This window comes from Myroides sp. LJL116, from assembly GCF_054871685.1.
This window is the reverse complement of record NZ_JBTXLR010000009.1, coordinates 129,052-150,328: the sequence shown is the minus strand read 5'-3', so window position 1 is coordinate 150,328 and position 21,277 is coordinate 129,052. Positions and strand designations below refer to the sequence as shown.

At 33.6% G+C, this 21,277-nt stretch carries 20 protein-coding genes and 3 pseudogenes; 21 read left to right on the top strand and 2 right to left on the bottom strand.

The annotated features are described in order from the left end of the window. Positions 1–126: 126 nt before the first annotated feature. The 5 genes from ACYSNM_RS08555 to ACYSNM_RS08535 all read left to right on the top strand — a co-directional run bounded on the left by ACYSNM_RS08555 (position 127) and on the right by ACYSNM_RS08535 (position 3,245). Positions 127–660, top strand: coding sequence for a hypothetical protein (locus ACYSNM_RS08555; RefSeq protein WP_461756515.1), 534 nt, complete (start codon positions 127–129; stop codon positions 658–660). Then, positions 660–1,256 carry a hypothetical protein gene (locus tag ACYSNM_RS08550; protein WP_461756514.1) on the top strand — a complete coding sequence of 199 codons (597 nt, stop codon included), beginning with the start codon at positions 660–662 and terminating at the stop codon, positions 1,254–1,256. Before ACYSNM_RS08555 ends, ACYSNM_RS08550 begins: the two co-directional genes overlap by 1 nt. A gap of 206 nt (positions 1,257–1,462) precedes the next feature. After that, positions 1,463–1,873 carry a hypothetical protein gene (locus ACYSNM_RS08545; protein ID WP_461756513.1) on the top strand — a complete coding sequence of 137 codons (411 nt, stop codon included), beginning with the start codon at positions 1,463–1,465 and terminating at the stop codon, positions 1,871–1,873. Positions 1,874–1,989: 116 nt separating this feature from the next. Then, positions 1,990–2,328 (top strand): hypothetical protein, encoded by a 339-nt coding sequence (locus ACYSNM_RS08540; RefSeq protein ID WP_461756512.1) that lies wholly within the window; start codon positions 1,990–1,992, stop codon positions 2,326–2,328. Positions 2,329–2,624: 296 nt separating this feature from the next. Continuing rightward, a complete protein-coding gene (locus tag ACYSNM_RS08535) occupies positions 2,625–3,245 on the top strand; it encodes a hypothetical protein (RefSeq protein ID WP_461756511.1) in 621 nt (206 codons plus the stop codon). Between the two features lie 163 nt (positions 3,246–3,408). On the opposite strand, the gene ACYSNM_RS08530 is transcribed toward ACYSNM_RS08535, so the two are convergent. Both ACYSNM_RS08530 and ACYSNM_RS08525 read right to left on the bottom strand, forming a co-directional pair. Next, a complete protein-coding gene (locus tag ACYSNM_RS08530) occupies positions 3,409–4,518 on the bottom strand; it encodes a hypothetical protein (protein ID WP_461756510.1) in 1,110 nt (369 codons plus the stop codon). Between the two features lie 60 nt (positions 4,519–4,578). After that, positions 4,579–5,319, bottom strand: a complete 741-nt coding sequence (locus ACYSNM_RS08525; protein ID WP_461756509.1) for a hypothetical protein — start codon at positions 5,317–5,319, stop codon at positions 4,579–4,581. 281 nt (positions 5,320–5,600) lie between these two features. Here ACYSNM_RS08525 and ACYSNM_RS08520 point away from each other — a divergent pair, with 281 nt between their 5' ends. The 16 genes and pseudogenes from ACYSNM_RS08520 (at position 5,601) to ACYSNM_RS08445 (ending at position 21,264) form a co-directional block, all read left to right on the top strand. Beyond that, complete coding sequence (locus ACYSNM_RS08520) at positions 5,601–7,736, top strand: TonB-dependent receptor plug domain-containing protein (protein ID WP_461756508.1); 2,136 nt, start codon at positions 5,601–5,603, stop codon at positions 7,734–7,736. Between the two features lie 146 nt (positions 7,737–7,882). Then, complete coding sequence (locus tag ACYSNM_RS08515; protein WP_461756507.1) at positions 7,883–8,506, top strand: tetratricopeptide repeat protein; 624 nt, start codon at positions 7,883–7,885, stop codon at positions 8,504–8,506. 66 nt (positions 8,507–8,572) lie between these two features. Next, positions 8,573–9,640 carry a sensor histidine kinase gene (locus ACYSNM_RS08510; RefSeq protein WP_461756506.1) on the top strand — a complete coding sequence of 356 codons (1,068 nt, stop codon included), beginning with the start codon at positions 8,573–8,575 and terminating at the stop codon, positions 9,638–9,640. A 2-nt stretch (positions 9,641–9,642) separates the two neighbouring features. Then, positions 9,643–10,386, top strand: coding sequence for a LytR/AlgR family response regulator transcription factor (locus ACYSNM_RS08505; protein WP_461756505.1), 744 nt, complete (start codon positions 9,643–9,645; stop codon positions 10,384–10,386). A 145-nt stretch (positions 10,387–10,531) separates the two neighbouring features. Next, entirely contained in the window at positions 10,532–11,371 is an 840-nt protein-coding gene (locus tag ACYSNM_RS08500; RefSeq protein WP_461756504.1) for a hypothetical protein, read from the top strand. Positions 11,372–11,998: 627 nt separating this feature from the next. Continuing rightward, positions 11,999–12,286: a helix-turn-helix domain-containing protein gene (locus ACYSNM_RS08495; protein ID WP_461756540.1), complete on the top strand. Its 288-nt coding sequence runs from the start codon at positions 11,999–12,001 to the stop codon at positions 12,284–12,286. Positions 12,287–12,651: 365 nt separating this feature from the next. Further along, positions 12,652–13,200, top strand: coding sequence for a hypothetical protein (locus ACYSNM_RS08490; RefSeq protein WP_461756503.1), 549 nt, complete (start codon positions 12,652–12,654; stop codon positions 13,198–13,200). 27 nt (positions 13,201–13,227) lie between these two features. Next, positions 13,228–13,770 carry a DNA topoisomerase gene (locus tag ACYSNM_RS08485; RefSeq protein WP_461756502.1) on the top strand — a complete coding sequence of 181 codons (543 nt, stop codon included), beginning with the start codon at positions 13,228–13,230 and terminating at the stop codon, positions 13,768–13,770. Positions 13,771–13,872: 102 nt separating this feature from the next. Further along, positions 13,873–14,544 (top strand): hypothetical protein, encoded by a 672-nt coding sequence (locus ACYSNM_RS08480; protein WP_461756501.1) that lies wholly within the window; start codon positions 13,873–13,875, stop codon positions 14,542–14,544. Positions 14,545–14,813: 269 nt separating this feature from the next. Continuing rightward, positions 14,814–15,122, top strand: a complete 309-nt coding sequence (locus tag ACYSNM_RS08475) for a DUF4134 domain-containing protein (RefSeq protein WP_461753758.1) — start codon at positions 14,814–14,816, stop codon at positions 15,120–15,122. 10 nt (positions 15,123–15,132) lie between these two features. Next, the gene (locus ACYSNM_RS08470; RefSeq protein WP_461756500.1) at positions 15,133–15,480 is read left to right on the top strand and encodes a DUF4133 domain-containing protein; all 348 of its coding nucleotides are present in this window, start codon (positions 15,133–15,135) and stop codon (positions 15,478–15,480) included. Further along, a pseudogene (locus tag ACYSNM_RS08465) lies at positions 15,464–17,959 on the top strand (TraG family conjugative transposon ATPase). Before ACYSNM_RS08470 ends, ACYSNM_RS08465 begins: the two are co-directional and overlap by 17 nt. A gap of 71 nt (positions 17,960–18,030) precedes the next feature. Then, positions 18,031–18,645, top strand: a complete 615-nt coding sequence (locus ACYSNM_RS08460; protein ID WP_461756539.1) for a DUF4141 domain-containing protein — start codon at positions 18,031–18,033, stop codon at positions 18,643–18,645. A 2-nt stretch (positions 18,646–18,647) separates the two neighbouring features. Continuing rightward, positions 18,648–19,622, top strand: a pseudogene (gene traJ / locus ACYSNM_RS08455) (conjugative transposon protein TraJ). Positions 19,623–19,780: 158 nt separating this feature from the next. Further along, positions 19,781–20,404, top strand: a pseudogene (traK, locus tag ACYSNM_RS08450) (conjugative transposon protein TraK). Positions 20,405–20,436: 32 nt separating this feature from the next. After that, entirely contained in the window at positions 20,437–21,264 is an 828-nt protein-coding gene (locus tag ACYSNM_RS08445) for a hypothetical protein (RefSeq protein WP_461756499.1), read from the top strand. Positions 21,265–21,277 lie beyond the last annotated feature (13 nt).

Here is a 21,277-nt window from a genome sequence, read left to right as displayed (position 1 = left end):
AGCTCCTGTAAGATTGCCTCTCTTAATCCCTCTTATGATAACATGGCAATATTTTAAAACTAATTCGTAATGGGGCTTATGTAGTAATTAAAGTCACAGGAGCATAAACCTAGTAATTAATATGATATGAAAAAGTATGTAAATCTATTCATCTTGGTGATATTAGACTTCATTATTCTTTGGTTTCTAATAAAATGGCTAAGTCCTGATTCTAGCACTTCAATTGCTTTAGTATATTTAATTCCAATAACTGTAATTATAAACTTGTTTATTGTAGCAATTCTCTATAGCATGAAAGTGAAGAAGGGGATCATAGGTTTGTTTTTGATTAATTCTGTACTATGCGCTTTATTAACTTTTATATTGTTTACGGTTGTAGTTAATATCGATCAAGATAAACAACAAAGAAGTATTCTAGAGCAATACAGATTTGAAGTAGAGAAAGAAACTTACGAAATAAAGTACTTTAGAAAAGATAAAATATTTGAAGTCAATAAAAGAGTTAATCAGCACTTTACAGTTAAAGTAATGAGTGGAAATGTGGATAGTATTAATGGTGAGTTGAAGTTAAGAGATAATACCATACTTATTACTATAAAAGATGGACGTGTTTATGGATTTCAAGAGAATGAATCATATAAATTAGAAAAACTATATTAATGAAATCGATTTTTTTACTTTTTGTTTTTTTATTGAGTGCTCTTAATTGCAATGCTCAGTCTGATAAGGAGTTATTGTTTGAAAGCTTGAATAAATTAACTTCTAACACCCAAGATATAGGGCATTCCTATTACGATGATAACTATTTGTTTGTAAAAAATAAAGACTCTGTGATTGTAACTAATGCTTTTAAAATAAAAGGTATATACTATAGTGAATCTCTTTTAAAGGATAAGGATTCGTTAACATTAAAGGAATTCATAGAGAAAGTCCTAGCAGGTGAAATAGAAGTTCCTTGCCAATATAGGATTGGTAGCTTCTTTATTGATAATGAAATTAAAACAGAGTACCTCCAATTAGGTTTTGAAAGGTTCAAGAATAATTATGTTGAAATATTTTTGTCCGATAATAGAGTAATATTGTCAACTAATGGGTTAAAATCGGAAAATGAATTGTATTCCGTAATATATTATTTTTATTTAAATGGTTTTTTTACTTTTTGGGCGGATTATGAAGGAGGCTATTTTTCTGTCAAAATAATAGAAGAAGAAATTCCTTTATCGGATAGTCTAGATATTATTCTAGAAGAAATGTAAAAGTGGATTTACTTATACAGCTGTTTAGTAGGTGAATTCTACTATTGCATTTAGTGAAAGGGGGATACAAATTGCTTTTAAGTTGTTTATATATACAAAGGTCAATATTAGCAGACGGATTTATATATGCCTTAGCTATTAACAGAAGAATCCAAACAGGGAGAAAACCTATAATACCTTTAAAAGAATTATAGCTATTGTTTTTTATGAATAGATTTTATTTTATATTATTGATGAGCTTCTGGTTTACGGGATGTTTTTTGGAAAAGGAACACTGTGAAGAGATAGCAGCTATTACTTTAGCAGTAAAGTATAATTTGATCTTAAGTTCAAAACCTGAAAGTAGTTATAAAAATGGTGTGTTTTATTATGAATTACAAGGCAAAGATTTACAAACCCAGAAAGACACAGTAATTAAAGTATACAATTATAGGTGGCATGATATTTTTGAAAATTATTGGGCAAAAGGAGATACTTTAATAAAGCAACAGGAGTCTTTAATAGTTGAGATACACAAAAAGGATATGGTTTATTATATGGAATGGAATTGTAAACAGCCCTTAATTAATGGAGTTCCTTCTGTGGATGTTCAACCATCAAAAAGAGAATTAGATTAAACCTTTAACTAACTCTGCGAACAAAGTTTTGAACTGTAGTTATCTGCTAGTTAAAAAAGTACTTGAAAATCAAAAGTTTAGAGTAAGGGAAGTTAGTGAATATTAATTGAAAAAATATGGGAAGAAAAAAAGTACTTACTTTTACGTTATTAGGTATAACATCTTTGTTGGTGTGTTTCTTTTACTTTGGTGCTACCCAAGAGAAACGATTAATAGATCAAGGAAACTTAATTGTTGAAAAAATCGAGTCTTATAGATTAAAACAGGGGCGTTTACCAAATAGTTTGAATGATATCGGCATTGAAGAAAAAATGGAAGGTCCACTTTATTACACTCGCTGGGATAATGTAAATTATATTGTATATTTTACAAAAGCAGGTGTTGGAGAGTCAATGAATTACTATTCCGATACTAAGAAGTGGAGTGATGTCCATAGAGGGTTTGAACCTCTATAGTCAAATTGTTAAGAATAAATAGTATGTTTTTTCAACTCGAATTATAGAGTTGTTGTACTCTACAAATAATGAACTAAAGTAGTAGATAAATGATTTTGGATAAAATCATTACAATTGTGCACTTAAAATATTAGTCAAATATAAACTTATATGATATAGTGATTAATTGGATGGATACCAATGGCAATGCAATAGATATATAGTGCAGAAAAGTAAAGCAAATTGGAGTCTACAATTCTATGGATGTTGTGAAAAAAATAGAGCAAATTTCTATTAATATTAAATGCTAGATATATATGATGTGTAAAAAAGTAGTAGGTTTCGCTTACATTCTATTTTGTCTTTGCTGCATAAGTTGTCAAGATAAACGTGGGAATGCTTTAGGATGTAAAGAAAGCTTTACTAAAGCTTTAGATATATATAATTCTTACTTGCTAATACCTGAAAATACCAGTGACTTACAAAATGCTCTTGATGCATTAGAAGATTCCTTACTATGCGATGATACAAGAAAAATGTCCATCAAGGTAAAGATTTCTATTTTACTTATTTTAGAGAACTTTCAGGATGGTGAAAGATTCGTTGATTCTTTAGATAAAAATGATTTTACAAGGCCTTATAAAAAAGAAATGTATCTGTATTACTTTAGGTCCTATTTGTGTAATGACAAGCATTGTAGGTTAGATAACTTAATAAAATCAGAAGAAGCAATTACAAAGGTTATAGAAAGTGAAAATATCTTTGAAGAAGAGGCTTTTTATGATTTATTCTCTATCAAAAGTCTAATGGCCTCAGAAGAAGAATTTATTCGACAGCTTTTGTTATATAAAACGCTATACCCTGGTCATGAAGATTTTTTTGATGCTTTGAGCTCCAACTTTACTGCTACTGCTAATGAAACGCGTTTATCCGAATAAGAAGTAATCCAACTCAAGAATTCTTTACTTTGAGCTATTCTATTTACCCTACAATAAGACCTTAATTATTGATACGATGATAAATAAGGCTCAAAGTAGTTAAAATAATACCAAGAGTGTTTACTACTCAAGAAAACACTTGGAGCTTAAGCTTTAAGTTTACTTATACACCTTTTATTATCTCCTTTAGTTCCTTGGTCCAGTTATCATTGTTTTCCCATCTTTTTATTAACTCCCTTTGATTATTGAATAGTAAATAAGTAGGCGTAGCTGTAATGCTATACTTTATGAAAAAATCGCTATATCTTCCGTTAGGATCAAATAAATAATTCCAGTTATATAAAGGGTTGTTAGAATACTCTTGTAAGCCTTCTAAATCATTATCTGAGTGAATAGAAATAACATCTAGATAAGCAGATAATTCACTTTGAACTTCAAGTACATCTACTTGCCCATCTTTGCTATACCCGCAGTAGTTAGATCCTACTTCAATTAAAAGATAGTCTTTTGTAAATACTTGGGATAAAGCTATAGGAGTAAGTTTATCATTGTATAAGGTGTCGTTTAAGCTTTTTGGCTGCTGTTTTATATATTGGGCTATAGCTTGTGCGTATTTTGTATTCTTTTCTTCTTGTTGTAAACCAGATAGAAAATCCTGTAAAACGCTTACTTTAGGCTGATAGGTATTTAAATAGGTAGCAATATAATATAATGCCACTGGATTAGCCTTGTATTTTGAAATTGCTTGGTTTACCTCGCCTTGCTTATCTTCTATTATACTCTGAGCTTTAATTACCTTTTCATTAGCAGCGGGAGTTTGTAAGTTCTCGTAATAATCTTTAGCGTATCGATAACTAATAATATCTACATAAGGCTGATAAAAAATGGAATCTAACTGCTCATACCAATCTTGATATGGACTGCCCTTTATGGTGTTTTTATTGAAATTTTGGTAATCAATTTCCATCTTCACTAAACCTTGAGGCTCTAACAGTAGAGCAATAATTGTATCTTTTTGTTCTAACTTGAGAAAATAAGGGATAGGGTAGTTCCTGTCTTGGTTCTGTATTATCAAGTCAAATTCTCCGTCTTTTACAAAAGTCGAATCGACCCATTTATTATTTTCCATGTCCCTTAATTTAAGAAGTAAATCAGTTGGTGCGTTTTTAATACTACCTTTAATAGATAGAGGAGTGCTTTGAGCAAAAGCTGAATTTATAAAAAGTAAGGTTAAACACAATAGGCTATAGGACAATAGTTTAAGTTCTTTCATATTTACTGGGTAAAGGACTGCTGAAAATAATAATTAAAGGAGAAGTAGTAATCAACTCGATTACTCAAACGTAGCCCTTTGGAGTTCTAATATAATTTTATCTCCATTGAATAAAGTATACTCTAAATTTACAAAACCATAGGTTTCATTAAAATATGCCATTAAAGAACTTTGTCCAATATCAGTGGTAGCTATACCATACACTTTTGTTGTTTTTAACTCTCCTAATGGGGTAGTTAGAATCTCTTGACCTTGTATTTCATAGGTGTAGTTTAAAAGTAATCTTCCTTCCCATACTGCCCATCTAGGATCACCCCAATAAGGAGCAATACTCATTTGATCTGTCCAAGTAAAGCCTTTATTTTCATGTAGTTTAATATAAGGAAAAGGACAAGTTTCTAAAGCTTTTAAATAACCAAAGCGTGGAGGATGCAGCCAAATATTCTCTTGGTTATCTACTAGTCCTGTAGAAGTTCTAAAAGTAGGATTGGGGTAATCACTATACTTTATCTCTGTTTGGTTTTTATTGGTTCTACCAAATAACTTTGCTTTAACCACAGATAATTGAATTTCATCAATAGCTTCATTTTTATTGGTGGTAAGTGAATCTTTTTGCGCCTTATCTAAATAATACTCTTTATTTTCGGATTGGATTTTTACTGTATAGTAAAAATTACTTCCTACACGATAGACTACATTGTTTTTATCTACGTTTGACTTTTCAATAAAGACTTTATCATATTGTTGGGCGTTACTACTACCATATATAATAAGGAGCAGAAATACAAAAAGTTTTCTCATAAGTATTTGTAATAGGGTAGGTTAGTTTTGTTTTCTAAAAACTAAAGATACATTTTTTACTTAATATTATTACTGCTTTTAAGGTAAAATAGAGTACTCTGTTTTAAAATAAACTATAGACCTTCTTTATAGCAAAAGGATCGTTTTTATAAAAACAGGCTATTTCTATTAGGGAGTTTTACCATTCAAACTACATTGCATACAACTCGCGCATTTTGATTTGAGTAGCGGCATACCATAGAATAGATTTACGGTGAAATTCTAATATACATGACATGGTTATGAAATCGTTATTTGCCTTTGTTTTGGTACTAAGTAGCTCTATAGTTTTTGCTCAGCAAATTCATTTAAAAGGAAGTGTAAAGGATTCTTTAGCTCAGCCTATTAGTGAGGTAAATGTTTATTTAGTGGATAGCTTTTATGGTTCGGTAAGTGATAGTAGTGGAAATTTTGAAATTATTGTTCCCGATAGTATAGTTCAAGAGTCCATTCGTTTGATACATAAAGACTTTCTACCTATAGAGCAAACCATATATACCACTACAGATTGCGTTTTATCCTTTACCTTGGTGAAGGATCCAAGTAAATTAGAGGAGATTTTAATTTCGCTATCCCCAAAAAAGAAAGAAGCTTTATCCCAAAGTATTTCTTTCACGGCTATGGATGTAGTTAGTACTGCTTCGAGTCCAGGTAATATTATAGGACTAGTAAGTAATTTGCCCTCTGGAAGTACTAATCCTTTGGATGGGCGATTATTAATTAGAGGGGGAGATGCAAACGAAACAAATACCTACATTAATAGAATTAAGGTATTTAGTCCTTATAGTCCTAAGATTGGAAACACAGCGGTACGCTCTAAATTTAATCCATTTATATTTAAGGGAATGAGTTTTTCTTCGGGTGGATATAGCGCAGAGTTTGGTGAGGCTTTATCTGGGATTTTGGATTTACAAACATTGGATGATTTAGGAGAATCAAGAAAAGACTATTCGGTCTCTAGTGTTGGGGTTAGCGCTGGAACCATTGTAAAGGGTGAGGGTAATGCTTATTCTGTTCATCTTAATTATTTGAATTTAGCGCCTTACACTAAAGTAATTAAACAATCCTATCAGAGTATTAAACCCTTTGAGTCTCTTAGTCTAGAGTCCAGTTTTCAGACCTTCTTTAAAGATGGCGGTTATAAGCTATTCACTCAAATGGAGGTTTCAAAGGTTAAAATTATACAAGATTATAAACCAACCCCTATAGTAGATACCCTAGCCTTACAATCTTATCAAGGGTATATCAATAGTTATCTATATAAAAATATTCTTCCTTTTTTGAAATTAGAAGTATCCACTGGAATTGGTTTAACAAAACAAGATCAAGGATTAAATAATAGTTTAATGAACTTATATGATATAGAGCTACTTCAAAAAGTAAAGTTATCCTACTCTTGGAGTAATTATTTGAGCTCTTTTGTAGGAGTGGAATATCAAAAATCTATATCGACTATAGATTTTAAGGAGGCACTACTTTATGACAGGCTGCGTTTTGATATGAATAGATTTTCAGCTTTTGTACAAAATAATTGGCAGATAAATAATGATTTAAGTCTAGAGCTAGGGTTGCGCGCTACAAAATATCCCAAGGTAAATAGTGTAGATATTCAACCTAGAGCTCTGCTTAAATACAGTTGGAATACAAGAGAGAGTCTGGGTTTCTCTTATGGGAAATTCACTCAAAACTTCGATGATAAATCTAGAGAGATTATCTTGAAGCAGCCAGGTGTAATGAAGGTAGAGCATTACATAGTGAGGTATAACTATTCCTATAAAAGACGCTTTATACAAGGGGAGGTTTTTTATAAAAATTATAATAGACTTGCTTTGGCTAGTATGGAAAACAACCATGAATATTTTCTAAACGGCAAAGGTTATGTAAAGGGGTTTGATGTGTTTTATAAAAGCAGTAATAAAAGCAATAGGTTTAAGTATTGGATTAGTTATACCTTTTTAGATTCTAAGCGTAAAGCCCTCTATTGGCAAGACTACTTACAACCTGATTATATTTATAAGCACAATCTTTCTTTGGTTAGTAAATACTGGATAGACGCCTTAAAGTCCCAGCTTAGTGTTACTTATAATTATAGTTCGCCAAGAAAAATCTATAATCCTTATGAGTTGCATCCAATTAGTTATAAGACAAGCCAGGTAAACAATATTAGTTTTAGTTGGGCTTATCTACTTAAAGCTCAAAAGATAATCTACCTATCTGTAGATAACTTATTAGGGCTAAATCCAGTCTATGGTTATACATTTTTACCAAACAACAATCATGCAATAGAGCAAAGACCTGTAGCAAAACGCTTTATCTATATAGGGTTTATGTGGACTGCGAGTAAGGATAAGAGAAGTAATCAATTGGAAAATTTATAGCATAAGGAATTGCAATAATAGTAATGGTGATAAAGAATAGGTTGATATTATCAATTCAGACCTTAAATTATGCAACTCATGCCACTTGTTTTGAATGGAGTTATAACTAGAGGTAGTTTTATACTATAATTTAAAAAAGAAATATCATGCGAAAAATTATTACATTAGTTCTTATTGCGTCCTTTTTTAGCCTTCAAGCTCAAAGCAATTGGAACACAGCTATGCAAAGGGGAGTAGACTATTTTGAAAAAGGAAATTTAACACAGGCTACTCTTGTATTTGATCGTCTTTTGGATAGTAATCCAGATTATGAAATGGCCGCTTATTATAAAAGGCTAATTGTTATTATGCAAGGTTTTAGAAATTCTCCTGTAGATTTAGACGCTTTAATAGAAGATAACAATCAGGATATAGAAAAGTGGTTGCTAAAAAGTACAATGAAAGACGAATGGTATGTTTTACAAGGATTAAACCATACCTTAGATTTGATAAGTGATCCTATGAGTAAGGGCTTTGTTAAGAGTCCAATAATTATAGAGTCCTACCAAGATGCGCTCACTTTTAATAGTGAAAACCCTAGGGCCTTAACGCTTTTGGCGGATTTTAATTTTAATAGTGCTAGGTTTATGAAAATTGACTTAGAGCAAAATTGTCAATTAATTCAAAAGGCGTTGCTCTTATTTGACCAAAATACAGGTAACGATCTTTTTCTACCTTCTTGGGGTAAACAAAGCGCGATAAAGGCTCAAGAAAACTGTTCAACACTTTAATAATTGACTTTTTTAGTAGGAGGTGTTACTAAAGAACAATGTAAATAACAATATAAATGAAAAGCTATGCCTATTAATTGGTACAGACATGTGTTTTTAGCCATTACCTTTGGGATTATAACCTCTTTATTGGTTAGTTGTCTATTTTATAGTTCCCAAGTAGAAAGCATAATCCAGTTAGTGGAGATAAAAGGTTTTTGGCGAGACTTATTCTACTCCTTTTTCTTATTTCTTTGTATTTATGCTACTAATTTAGTGGCTAGTACCCTTGTGAGTAAATGTATTAGAGTAAGAGAGCATAAAATAAAGCAAACCCTGAATAGAAAGTGGCGTAGTACACTGTTTTTCTCAACAGGTTTAATTGTTTCTGTTGTATCCTACTATTTGTTTAGGTTCCTATTTTTAAAATATTTCTACAAAGTTCCTATAGAGGGATTCTCTATTGGATTGGAGAATATACTGGTAATTACCTTGGTGAGTTTCTTTATACTTCTTGTAGTATTTAATTTCTATTATGCAGATCAGCTCAAGGCTTTAGAGTTAAAGAACAAAGAAAATGAAATTGCATTACAGCAAAGTTATATAGAGAGTATGAAAAAGCAGCTTTCACCTCATTTTTTGTTTAATAATTTAAATGTGCTCATCAGCACTATACAAGAGGATCCAGTAAAAGCAGAGCAATTTGCGAGGGCTTTTAGTAAGATTTATCGTTATGTACTGCTAAAAATAGATCAAAACGATTGTTTAGTTAAGGATGAATTGATCTTTTTACAAGATTATATTTACCTTTTGAATGTTCGTTATGACAATGCTATTGATTTTGTAATAACCCCCGAGGTAAAGGCTATTGCACAGCATAAAATTGTTACCTTGGCCTTGCAATTACTCATTGAAAATGTAGTTAAACACAATGCAATTCCCACTAATGGTAAAATAAAAGTAGTGTTGGATGTTAAACAGGACTATATTGTTCTGAGTAATGAGAAACTTCCTAAACCTAAAGCAATTGACTCCCAGGGTTTTGGATTAGCTAATTTAGCCAAGCGCAGCTTTTTGTTGAGCCAAAAAGATATTTTAATTGAAGACACCCTGGATACCTTTAGCGTAAGTGTGCCTGTACTTATTTCCCCTTGAATATGAATATTGTAATTATAGAAGATGAAAAGCCAGCCGCTAGATTATTAGCTAGAGAATTAAAAAGTCTTGGCTATGATGTATCTCATACCCTTTATAGCGTTAGTGAGTCTTTAACTTGGTTTTCCCAGGGGCCAGAGGTCGATTTAATTTTTGCAGATATTGAACTAGCAGACGGATTATCTTTAGAGATTTTTGAGCAACTTTCCATTCAAAGTGCTATTGTTTTTGTAACTAGTTATGATCATTATGCTATAAAGGCCTTTAAATTAAATAGTATCGACTATCTCTTAAAGCCTATTGATCCAAAAGAGTTACAGTTAGCTATTGATAAGTTTACCACTCAGAATCAAAGTGTGCAGCAAGCCATAAAAAGCATTAGAGAAAGTCTAGGCTCTAACAGTTATGCCAAGAGGTTGATGGTTAATGTGGCAATGCAAATAAAGATGATTTTGGTGCAAGATATAGTGTCTTGTTATAGAATGGACAGGGGGATTTATATTCAAGATAATAAGGGATATAACCATCTCTTAGAGCAAGGGTCTTTGGAGTCTGTCTTGGAGAGTTTAGATCCTACTAAGTTTTTTAGAATTAATCGCCACCAAATTATAGCTATTGAATACATTGATAAAATTACCCAATATTCTGGGTATCGCTTAGAGATAGTTATGTACAAATCCAAGGAAGCTATGATTGTAAGTAGAGAAAGGGTTACTGAATTTAAGAAGTGGCTTAGTACTAATTAGCATTTATTCTACTTTCTCGGTTAAATCCCCTTTAGGCAAAGTATTCTCTACTATGCTTTAAAAATTACTCCACCCTTTTATTAGATGCCAAATAATCTATTTACCTTGTAATAAGTTTTTTAATGAACTGCAAAAGGGAGGATGTATGAAAAATGTAAGAACAGTAGTGAGTAGAGTATTTCTTTTATTAATCTGCCTTATAGGTATTGGGTGTACTAAGAGCTATAAAATGCAGCTATCTAATCCCATAGAGCATGGCGGAAATATATGGCAAGGTTATTTTTTAGCTGCGGATTCCGTGCAGATTCCTCTTCGTTTAGGCATGCGTCAAGATGATTCCTCCTCTGGGTTTATAGAGGGATATTTAGTAAGCGGTACACAGGTGATTAGAAAAGCAATCTTTAAAAGAGATAATACATTTGAAATGCAAGTTGGCCTACACAGTAAGTTAGTAGGAACTTTTGAAAATGATTCTGTTTTAAAAGGTAGCTTGATTTATTCTCTAGGTAAGATACAACGTCAAACCCCCTTTAGCCTTTATTTAGCCAAGGATAATTTCTATCCCTATAAGACTACAGAGATAACAACTTTAGTTGATCCTACCGGAACTTGGGAATTAGAATTTCCACAACGAGATTCCATTTTCTATTTAGTATACGATTTACGCAATATGAAACAATTGGATATCTATCGCAGTGGAGATACTATCATCTCACAGGGGTATATCTCCGGAGAGGGTACTCACTCTATGGATGGAGTACTTAACGAAAATGGGTTTACGATGGCCTCTTTTCACCATGGGGTACCTTTTTTAGTGGAGGCTAACTTTATAGATTCCAATGAATTCAATGGTAAAGTATATAACGATCAGATTAATTACCCAATTATTGGAAAAAGGAAAAACCAGTTGCAAGAAGACAAAGAGTTTACCTCTTCTGTAACTCAGGGTTTTATACAGTTTATTCAAGCCTTTTTTAATAGATAGTTTATTCTTAAGACATGCTAACTTTAATGAACTTTTTTAATATCAGCTTATATGTTCTAGATAGTCATTAATGCTATTGACTACTTATAAAAATTCCTATATAATAGGAATTTTTCATTTACAGCCAGCCTGTAAAATCCGAAACGGGTACATTCTTTGTTTTTAACATTTTATTAGGAAATTTCACCCAAAAAAGCCAATCTCTGTAAAGCCTTGTAAAACCTAGGATTTTTAAGATATGGACATTTTCTCTTTTGCTTAAAAACAATATGTTAGAATTTATTTTACTTTTTTATATCTTTTTTCACTGCTTAAATTATTGGGATTCTAACAGATGTTTTTCTGTGAATTTACACTTCCTGAAAATAGATGTATCCCTTATGTAATAAGGGGTAGGGAGGAGTCTGCATATCCTTTATTTAGCATGGGTAATTATACGCTGTGTAGCAAGGAAGAGAAGTTCTAAAAGTGAAGTTTTGAAAATAAATTACGGTTATTTTCAAAACTTGGCAATAGATGTGTTTTTTAGTCTCTTAATTTGCAATGGATAACGATAAGATTAACAAGCTAATACTTAGTGTTATGAGAATAATAAGCCCAAAGGAATTTAAGAGTTGACTTAACACTATCTCTAAAGAACAAAAGATATTACAAGAAAAGCTAGAGGCTCTTTCAAAGAAGAATAAACTCTTTCAAGGAAGAAAAACTTTAGACACTCAAGAAGTTCTGCAACTCTTAAAAGTAAGTCCACGAACATTACAACGTTACCGCTCCCAAGGTAGACTGCGTTACTTTACAATTGGTGGAAAAATCTATTATAAGGTGCAATCTGTGTATAGAATAATAAAACAAAATATACACAGGCGCACTACTACTAGAAATAAAAAAGCAAGCCAAAGACGCAATAGGAAATAAAACTATTGCTAAAGCATAAAATATAAAAATACATTGTTTCTTCTATTTTTTCATTGGCAAGGTTAAGGCCTGGTGATCTGCTAGGTCTTAGCCTTAATAGAACAGAGGGGAAAAGAATAAATCTAAAGTGGATCACTTTGATTTATAAACATAGATACGTTTAATTAAAAATATATTGCACTATGAAAGTTGTAATTACTTCAAGTCGAGAGGTAGGCAGAGTAATCGCTATAGTGATTGGTGCTACCAAAAAACGCCAAGGATATTATTTTGGTAGTGGTTATTTAGTTACATGAACTACAAAAGACTTAATCGCTTTACCTGAAATAGAGGATTATTTAGAAACAAGCGTTGCTCAAAATGAGTTGCCTTTCATTCCAGAGAAGCCTACTTATTTGCTTCGACAAGTACGAACAAAAAGAGGAAAGCTGCGAACATGTGGTATGGCTACTGCTCAAATGGAATTTTTAGAAGAACTACTCAATGAAAATGGCACTCAGCTTATTATGGCTACTGAACCCAGTAAAAATGGAGAATTATTAGCCTGGTATGTATATGATTACTTAAAGTGTACATTACCTGTCACTAGGGTATGGATTCCCGTACTTACTCATGAGGCTATTCGCCATGCCTTTGCCAACCTTGGGGATCCTACTTATTCCAAAGAATTGCATTTTCAGGCTAAAACTAGGCATTATTGTGATTGGCTTATTGCGGTGAATGCCACAGCGGCAATACGCAGGAAGATGCCAGATTATTCCTTTAACCTTAGTAGATTAACAAGCGGTCTATTAACTCTAATGATGGACACTTACACTAGAAAGCTTCGTTTTAATTGGGCTGGACGTTCTCAATTGAAAGTCACCTTAGAGAAAGATGGAGTGGAGTTTTGTGTGGTATCCAATACTATTTGAAGAGGTGAACTTCCAGGTTTTAGCACTATGAAAAAGGTGAAAAATGCAAAGTTCGCCAGTGTGTTAGAAGTAAGAAGTAAAGAACATACCCAAGAGCCTCCTATGCTATTTAATATGCGAACTCTTCAAATAGAGGCAGGTAAGCGCATTGGTTATAACGCTTGGCGAACTAACTTTTTAACCATGGCCTTATATCAAAAAAGATATCTTACCTACCCTAGAGTAGCAGGGAATCAGATTAGGGAATCTACCTATAAGCAACTGCCAATGCTACTAGATGTACACCGTAAACACAAAAAGTATAAAGACCATATTCGCTGGATTCAGTGCGCCCCAATTACCAAAAGACTTGTGGGTGATTTATCGGAAATGGAGCATGAAGGTATTTTTATCACTCCTCGCTACCAATATTTTTTAACCCTTGGACAAAGCAAATTAGTTGACCTTATTATGGAAAGAATTGTGCAGAGTCTTAGTGATGATTGCCAAAGACAACTTACAAGTATAAAAGTCGAAATTGCAGGTCAGGTATTCACTGGACATTTATCTAAGATAAAACAAGCAGGATGAAGAGCTGTAAATGGGGAATTAGAGTACTCTAATAAGGATACTGTTTTAGAGGAAATACCTGATTTATCTGTAGGAGATAAGCTTGTTATTAAGTCCGTAGAAATGCTTCATAAAAATTGCGAACACTACGGGGTTTTTCACGGATCTCAAGTTGTGAAGATGCTCGATTATATCTATAAAAAGGACAGTGACTTATGGGCGGATCATGACTTAGCAGTAGGCCATGAAATCTTAAATAAAAGTGTCATACATACTCTATATACCCAGGATTTATTTAATTACTTAAACGGCTACTATTACTTTAAAGGCGTAGTGTTTCGCTTAACTAGAGTTCTTAAACACACTATTCTAGGACAAAGAAGTACACTTAGAGAATTTGAAAGTACTTTAATGAAGTACTTTAATAAAGAGTTGTCCCAAGAGCAGTGGCTGGAGTATTTTCACAGGCTTTTAAAGCAAATTGTAGAAGATATAGAATCTTTAGAACTCTCCAATATGATGCACCCCTTTAATTGTCCAAAGTGTGGGCATAGAAGCGTCTATGTAAAGGGAATAGAGATAAGCTGTATTAATCCCTTTTGTAAATGGCAACAAAGTGCTTTTATTATGGGAGTGAGCTTAAACCTAGAACAAATTGAGCAACTCTTAGATCCAGTGGGTACTAGAATTAGTATTACTGCTATAATAGGAGAGGGCTTGTTTGCAGAGAAAAACCTTTACGTTGACAAAGCGTGTAATATTGTTTGTGAAGATGTTAAATGGCTAAACACCTAATTGCATTATTTGTAGGACCTAATGACTTTATCTTAAAAAACTGCTTTTATAAAGTTAGCCTCTTTAGTGAAGTTTTCTCCTATCCTCTTTAGTCTCTCAGCTTAGTGGATACAGTAGATACGAAGCTACCTATCCAAAATATTATTCAGTTTTATTCCTGGGGATTTATCCCACAACATTACCTGGGCTCTAGGCGGGAATTATAAAGGCTTTAAAGCCCACAGGGCCACTATTTTTATTAAACCAATTAACTATTAAAAATATAAATTATGAAAATCTCAATCTATTTTAAGTTTGGCGTAATAGTTTGCGCTTTACTATTTTGCAACTCCATTTTAGCTCAAGGTAACGGTATAGCTGGTATTACCGAGGCTACTAATATGGTTACTTCTTATTTTGACCCTGCATCCAAGCTTATTTATGCCATTGGAGCTGTAGTGGGGCTAATCGGTGGAGTTAAAATTTACCATAAGTTTTCTAGCGGAGACCCAGATACAAGTAAAACAGCTGCAAGTTGGTTTGGAGCCTGTATATTTCTAATAGTATCCGCTACCATTCTTAGATCTTTCTTTTTATAAAAACTATACTATGGTAAAACGTTATCCTATTTTCAAAAGGGTGGGTAATCCCGTGAAAATTAGAGGTCTTAGTGCATCTTATTTAAAGTATGTGATGATACACTGCTTTGCAATTTTTCTACTGACCTGTTTTTTATTTATGGCAGGTATGGACCCTTTATTTGTTTTAATAAGCCTGTTTGGTTCCATCTTTTTAGCCTTGTATATATTGTACTATGTAAGTAAGAAGTATGGAGAACATGGCCTTATGAAAAAACGTGCTAAGGCAAGAATGCCTAAGTATATTTTATCCAATAAAACGCTGTTTAGTTGTATGGAATCCATTTTTAAAAAATCCAATCATGATAAGAAAACCTAAAAGAAGTAATATAGAAAAGATGTTTCCCATTTTAAATGTGGAATCTAATGTTATTCTATCCAAACAAGGTGACGTAACCTTGGGTTTTAAAGTAGAATTACCCGAAATATTCACTCTTAGTGCTAAGGATTATGAGGAGTTACATGCCCTTTGAAATAAGGCCTTACAACTATTGCCAGTAAATACCATTGTACATAAACAAGACTGGTATTTGGCCCAAGAGTATAAGGGCGATTTCTCTGAAAAGAAAGACGATTTTCTAGATCGAAGCTATGAAAAACACTTTAATGAAAGGCCTTATTTAAAGCATGACTGTTATTTGTTTTTAACCAAGACTAGCGCCAATAAATTGCGATCCAATAGTGTATTGTCTTCTTTGTGTAGGCCTAGTTTAATCACTAGCCATACAGTGGACCCTGGGGAGTTAGAAGCATTTTTCCAAAGTGTTAGCTTGTTTAAAAATGTGCTAGAGCAGAATCCTTTTATTAAAATACAGTCTTTAACCCAGGAGCAAATTATCGGCAGTGATAAAAGTGGGGGATTAATGCAGCTTTACCTTACTTTAGATCAAAGGGAAAAGGTTGTATTAAAGGACATCAGTATACAGGAGGATAGACTGCTGTTGGGGGATCAAAGATTGATGTTTCACAGTATAAACGATTTAGAAAACATGCCAAATGAGGTCAGTCCATGTGGTGTGTTTAATAAACTATCTACCCCAAATAATGAGTGTTTTTTATCCTTTGCAGCTCCTTTGGGATTACTACTGGATTGCAACCATATTTACAATCAATATTTGTTTATTGAAAAAAGTAGCGAGGTACTAAAAAAACTGGAGAAAAGAACAAAGAATTTGTTTTCTCTATCCAAGTTTGGCAAAGAGAACTTACAAAACTCCCAAGGTAATAGGGCGTATTTAGAGCAAGCTCAACAGCACGCTAAGACCAGTATTAAAGCCCACTTTAATATTATGTCCTGGAGCTCTTGTGAAAAACAGGCTAAAGCTATAAAAGAGCAGTGTTCTACTGCAATCACTTATCTAGATGCAGTGCCTAAATACTGCACGGTGGATGCTCCGGCTCTATATTGGGCTGGGATACCAGGGAACAGTGGAGATTTTCCTATGGAGGAAAGTTTTCTAACCTTTTTCGAACAGGCTATTTGTTTCTTCACCCAAGAGACTAATTATCAAAGTTCCACTTCTAGCTTTGGGGTAAAGTTAAGTGAGAGGTTAAGTGGTAAACCCATCTTGGTGGATTTTTCGGATTTACCCCTGGAAAAAGGCATTATAAATAATCGCAATAAGTTTATTCTAGGACCTTCTGGAAGTGGGAAGTCCTTTTTTACCAATCATATCCTTAGACAGTATTACCAGCAAGGTGCCCATATACTCTTAGTAGATACAGGAGATTCTTACCAAGGCTTATGTAATGTAATTAGAGAAAAAACAGGCGGAAAGGATGGTCTTTATTATACCTATACACAGGAGAATCCCCTTTGTTTTAATCCTTTCTATTATCAAGGTAAGCCCTATGATATAAGTAAAAAGCAAAGTTTACACGCTTTACTTATTGCGCTTTGGAAAAGAAAACAAGACACCTTAACTAGAAGTGAACAAGTATGGCTTTCTAATGCTATTTCCCTTTATGATTTAGAGCTACAAAAAGCCGAAATTACCCCTGGGTTTGATAGTTTTTATGTGTTTTTACAACAGGATTTTGCCTTAGAGTTACAAAAGAATAAGGTAAAGGAAAGGGATTTTGATCTTTCTAATTTACTAACGGTATTACAGCCATATTACAAAGGAGGAGAATACGATTTCTTACTCAATGCATCAGAGGAGATTGATCCTTATGATAAAAGATTTGTGGTATTTGAAATAGATGCCTTAAAGGACCATGAGATTCTCTTTGGCGTAGTAACCATTATTTTGATGGAGCTCTTTATTCGTAAACTGCGCAACTTACATGGAGTGAGAAAGGTTATTTTAATCGAAGAGGCATGGAAGGCCATTGCTAAGGCAGAGATGGTAAACTATATACAGTATTTGTTTAAGACCGTGCGAAAATACTATGGCGAGGCTATAATTGTTACCCAAGAAATAGAGGATATCATTAGCTCCGAAGTGGTTAAACAGGCTATTATAAATAACTCTGATTGTAAAATACTACTAGACCAAAGAAAATACATCAATAAGTTTGAAGATATACAAGCCTTATTAGGTCTTAGCGATAAGCAAAAACAGCAGATTCTCTCTATTAATTTAGGTAATGATCCTAATAGGAAATACAAAGAAGTATGGATTGGGCTTTCCACCACACATAGCGCGGTATATGCCACAGAGGTAAGCCCTAGTGAATACTGAGCTTATACCACAGAACACAAAGAAAAAGTAAAGCTCCAAGGTGCTTTAGCCCTTTATAAAGGCGATATACAAAGAGCTATTACTCACTTAGCCCAGCAAAAGAAGGATTTTTAGCTGTGAGGCAATCTCTATCTATAACCTCCAAGATGATTTTAAAATTAGTTGTTATGTCTTTGAAATATTTAATGCTCTTTTTTAGTTCTGCACTTTTGTACTCTGGAGTAGCTAAGGCGCAATTCACCGTGTATGATCCAGGTAATTTTGCCCAAAGTATTATAAACTCAACCAATCAAATAGCTCAAGGAAGTGCTACGGCTCATGCGGTAATGCAAAATTTTCAGGAATTGCAGCGCATCTACAATCAAAGTAAAGTCTACTATGATAAGTTAATGCAGGTGAATCACCTAGTTAGAGACGCTAGAAAGGTGCAACAAAGCGTGTTATTAATAAGTGAGATTACTCAAATGTATTTATCTAGCTTTTCTAAAATAATGCAAGATCCTCATTTTAATGAGAAAGAGATTTTAGCCATAGCCTCTGGATATATATTACTATTACAAGAGACTACTGCACTTTTAGTAGAGCTTAAACTTATCATCAATCCAAGTAGTTTATCGTTAAACGACAAAGAGAGAATGGATATTATCGATAGGGTATATTCCCTTATCAGGCATTACCATAGCCTTGTGAATTACTATACAAGAAAGAATATTTCTGTTAGTATTATAAGAGCCTCTAGCAAACAGCAAAAGCAAAGAGTTCTTGAACTCTATGGAAATACTAACCAAAAATTCTGGTAGTTATGCAAAGAAGTAATTTACATGAAGTTCTACAAGAACTATACAATCAAATGATGCCTCTGTGCCAGGATATGAGCCAAGTAGCTAAAGGAATTGCAGGACTTGGAGCGCTTTTTTATATCGCTTTAAGAGTATGAAAGTCTTTAGCTAACACGCAGCCCATAGAGGTATACCCTCTTTTAAGGCCTCTTGCCATAGGAGTGTGTATTATGTTTTTTCCCAGCTTAGTTTTAGGTACCATAAATGGGGTTTTGTCTCCTATAGTTCAAGGTACCCATCAAATTTTACAGACTCAAGTAGTAGATCTCAATGCCTTACAAAGCTATAAAGATGATTTAAAAGCCAAAGTCTTACTAAATGACCCTCAAAGGGCCTATCTAGTTTCCAATGAGGAGTTTGATAAAAAGTTAGAAGAATTAGGTTGGTCCCTCTCCGATTTAGCTAGTATTAGCGGTATGTACCTCGAAAGAAGTATGCATGATTTACAAGAGAATATAAAGGAAGGATTTCGCGAATTCTTAGAACTGCTCTTTATGGGAGCGTCTTTAGTGATTGACACTATGCGTACCTTTTTTTTAATCGTACTGTCCATCTTAGGACCTCTTTCTTTTGGTATATCGGTTTGGAGTGGTTTTGAATCCACCTTACTATGGTGGGTGATGCGTTACATCAGCGTGTATTTATGGCTACCAGTAGCCGATTTGTTTTCCTCTATGCTCTCGCGTATTCAAGTTTTACTATTAGAGCAGCAGATACAGGAACTTCAAAACCCAAATTATATCGACGATGGCTCATCCACCATTTACATTCTTTATATGATAATTGGGATAATAGGCTATTTCACAGTACCAAGTGTAACAGGTTGGGTTATACAGGCTAGTGGAGTAGAGCGTTTTACCCAAAATATTAACCGATCTGCTTTTATTGGTGGTTTTATCACCAAAACTCTGCTATCGGGTTCTAAAAAGGGCGGGTAATAACGGCAAAAAAGGCTAGTTGTTGGTTTACAAAGTAGATCAGCATGGGGGACGTATAGTCTTTTAGCTGTTTTGCCCGCCTTAATTTTTCAAGGTTGATTTGCACAGTTGAGTGCGTTTTGAAATAATAACTTTATAAATACAAATAGTAATAGATAATGGAATTTCGTGTTTTAAACAATTTAGAGACCAGCTTTCAAAAGATACGTCTGTACTGTATTTGCTTTACTTTACTATGCGCTTTTACAGTGGGGTTTAGTATTTGAATGAGTTATGCTTTTGCTGAAAAGCAAAGGCAAAAAGTGTATGTCTTAGATAATGGTAAGTCTTTAATGCTCGCATTATCCCAAGACGTGCATATCAATAGGCCAGTAGAGGCTAGAGAACACGCTAGAAGGTTTCACGAATTGTTCTTTACGCTTTCACCTCAAAAAAGTGCCATTGAACAAAGTATGGAAAGGGCTTTTAACCTAAGTGATCAAAGTAGTTTTAACTACTATAAGGATCTTCTAGAAAAAGGATATTACAACCGTATTATAACAGCTAACATACAGCAAAATATTCAGACCGATAGCATACTAATTAATATGGATGATTACCCGTATAAGGGTGTGTATTATGGTAAACAGTATATCATACGCACTAGTAATATTACTAAACGAAGCCTGGTAACTAGTTTTGAATTAGTAAATGGAGTACGCTCGGATAATAACCCCCAAGGGTTTTTACTGCAGAAATTTACCATGGTAAATAATGCAGATTTGGAAACGCTCTCCCGTTAAATATTGTCTTATTTTTTAAAACAAATATTACTATGAAAGATCCAATGGAAGTAATGGATGAATTGGCCAAAGAAGGTTTACCTTATTGGGACTATCAAGCGCCAGAACAGAAAAATAAATATACTAAATACAAGGTATATGCCCTTTTGGGTGTAGCATTTTTAATAGCGATGTTTTTTATTTTTAAACCAAGTTCAACTAGCAGTGTATCCTCTGAACTAGCTTTACCAGAACCTAGGGAAGTTTCTATGCCTGAGCAAAAAGAAAAAGTCTACCAAATGGAAGCTTGGCTGCAAAAGCAAAGAGATGCCCAGAGCATGGGTGAAGATATCTCAGAAAAGCAGTTCATGGAGGAAACAACTTCAAGTGGGTTGGATTATATGCAATTGGCTTCCTTTTATACAGAGGGAGTTTCGGCAGTTACCCAGGAGCTTAAAGAGATCTATAAAAAAGAACAGCCTTTAGAACCTATAACAAGTATTCTAGCCCCAAATAAGCAAGACCTTTTTGATAGGGTAGATTATCAAATGCAGACCTTAGCACCTTCTTCCGCAGTGAGTGCTTTTGAGCTGATGGAGAAATCCGTAGCTATGGCTTCTGCGCTTCTGCCAAAAGATATTGGGCAGATCAAAGAAAATAGTGTGGAAAAATCTTCCTCTGTGATTAAGGCAGCTAAAATACAAAGGGTTGAAAAAGACCCTATGGATATTGTTTCTACTTTGTCTGCAAAGGGGCAAGTTAGAGATACTTCAGGTATAATGGAAGTAGAACTTCCTCCATTTAAACAGGAGTTTTTCACTCCAATTGGACTAGAAACCCAAATAAAAAGGATAAAAAACACCATTAAAGCAGTAGTTTGAGAGGATTGTAGTT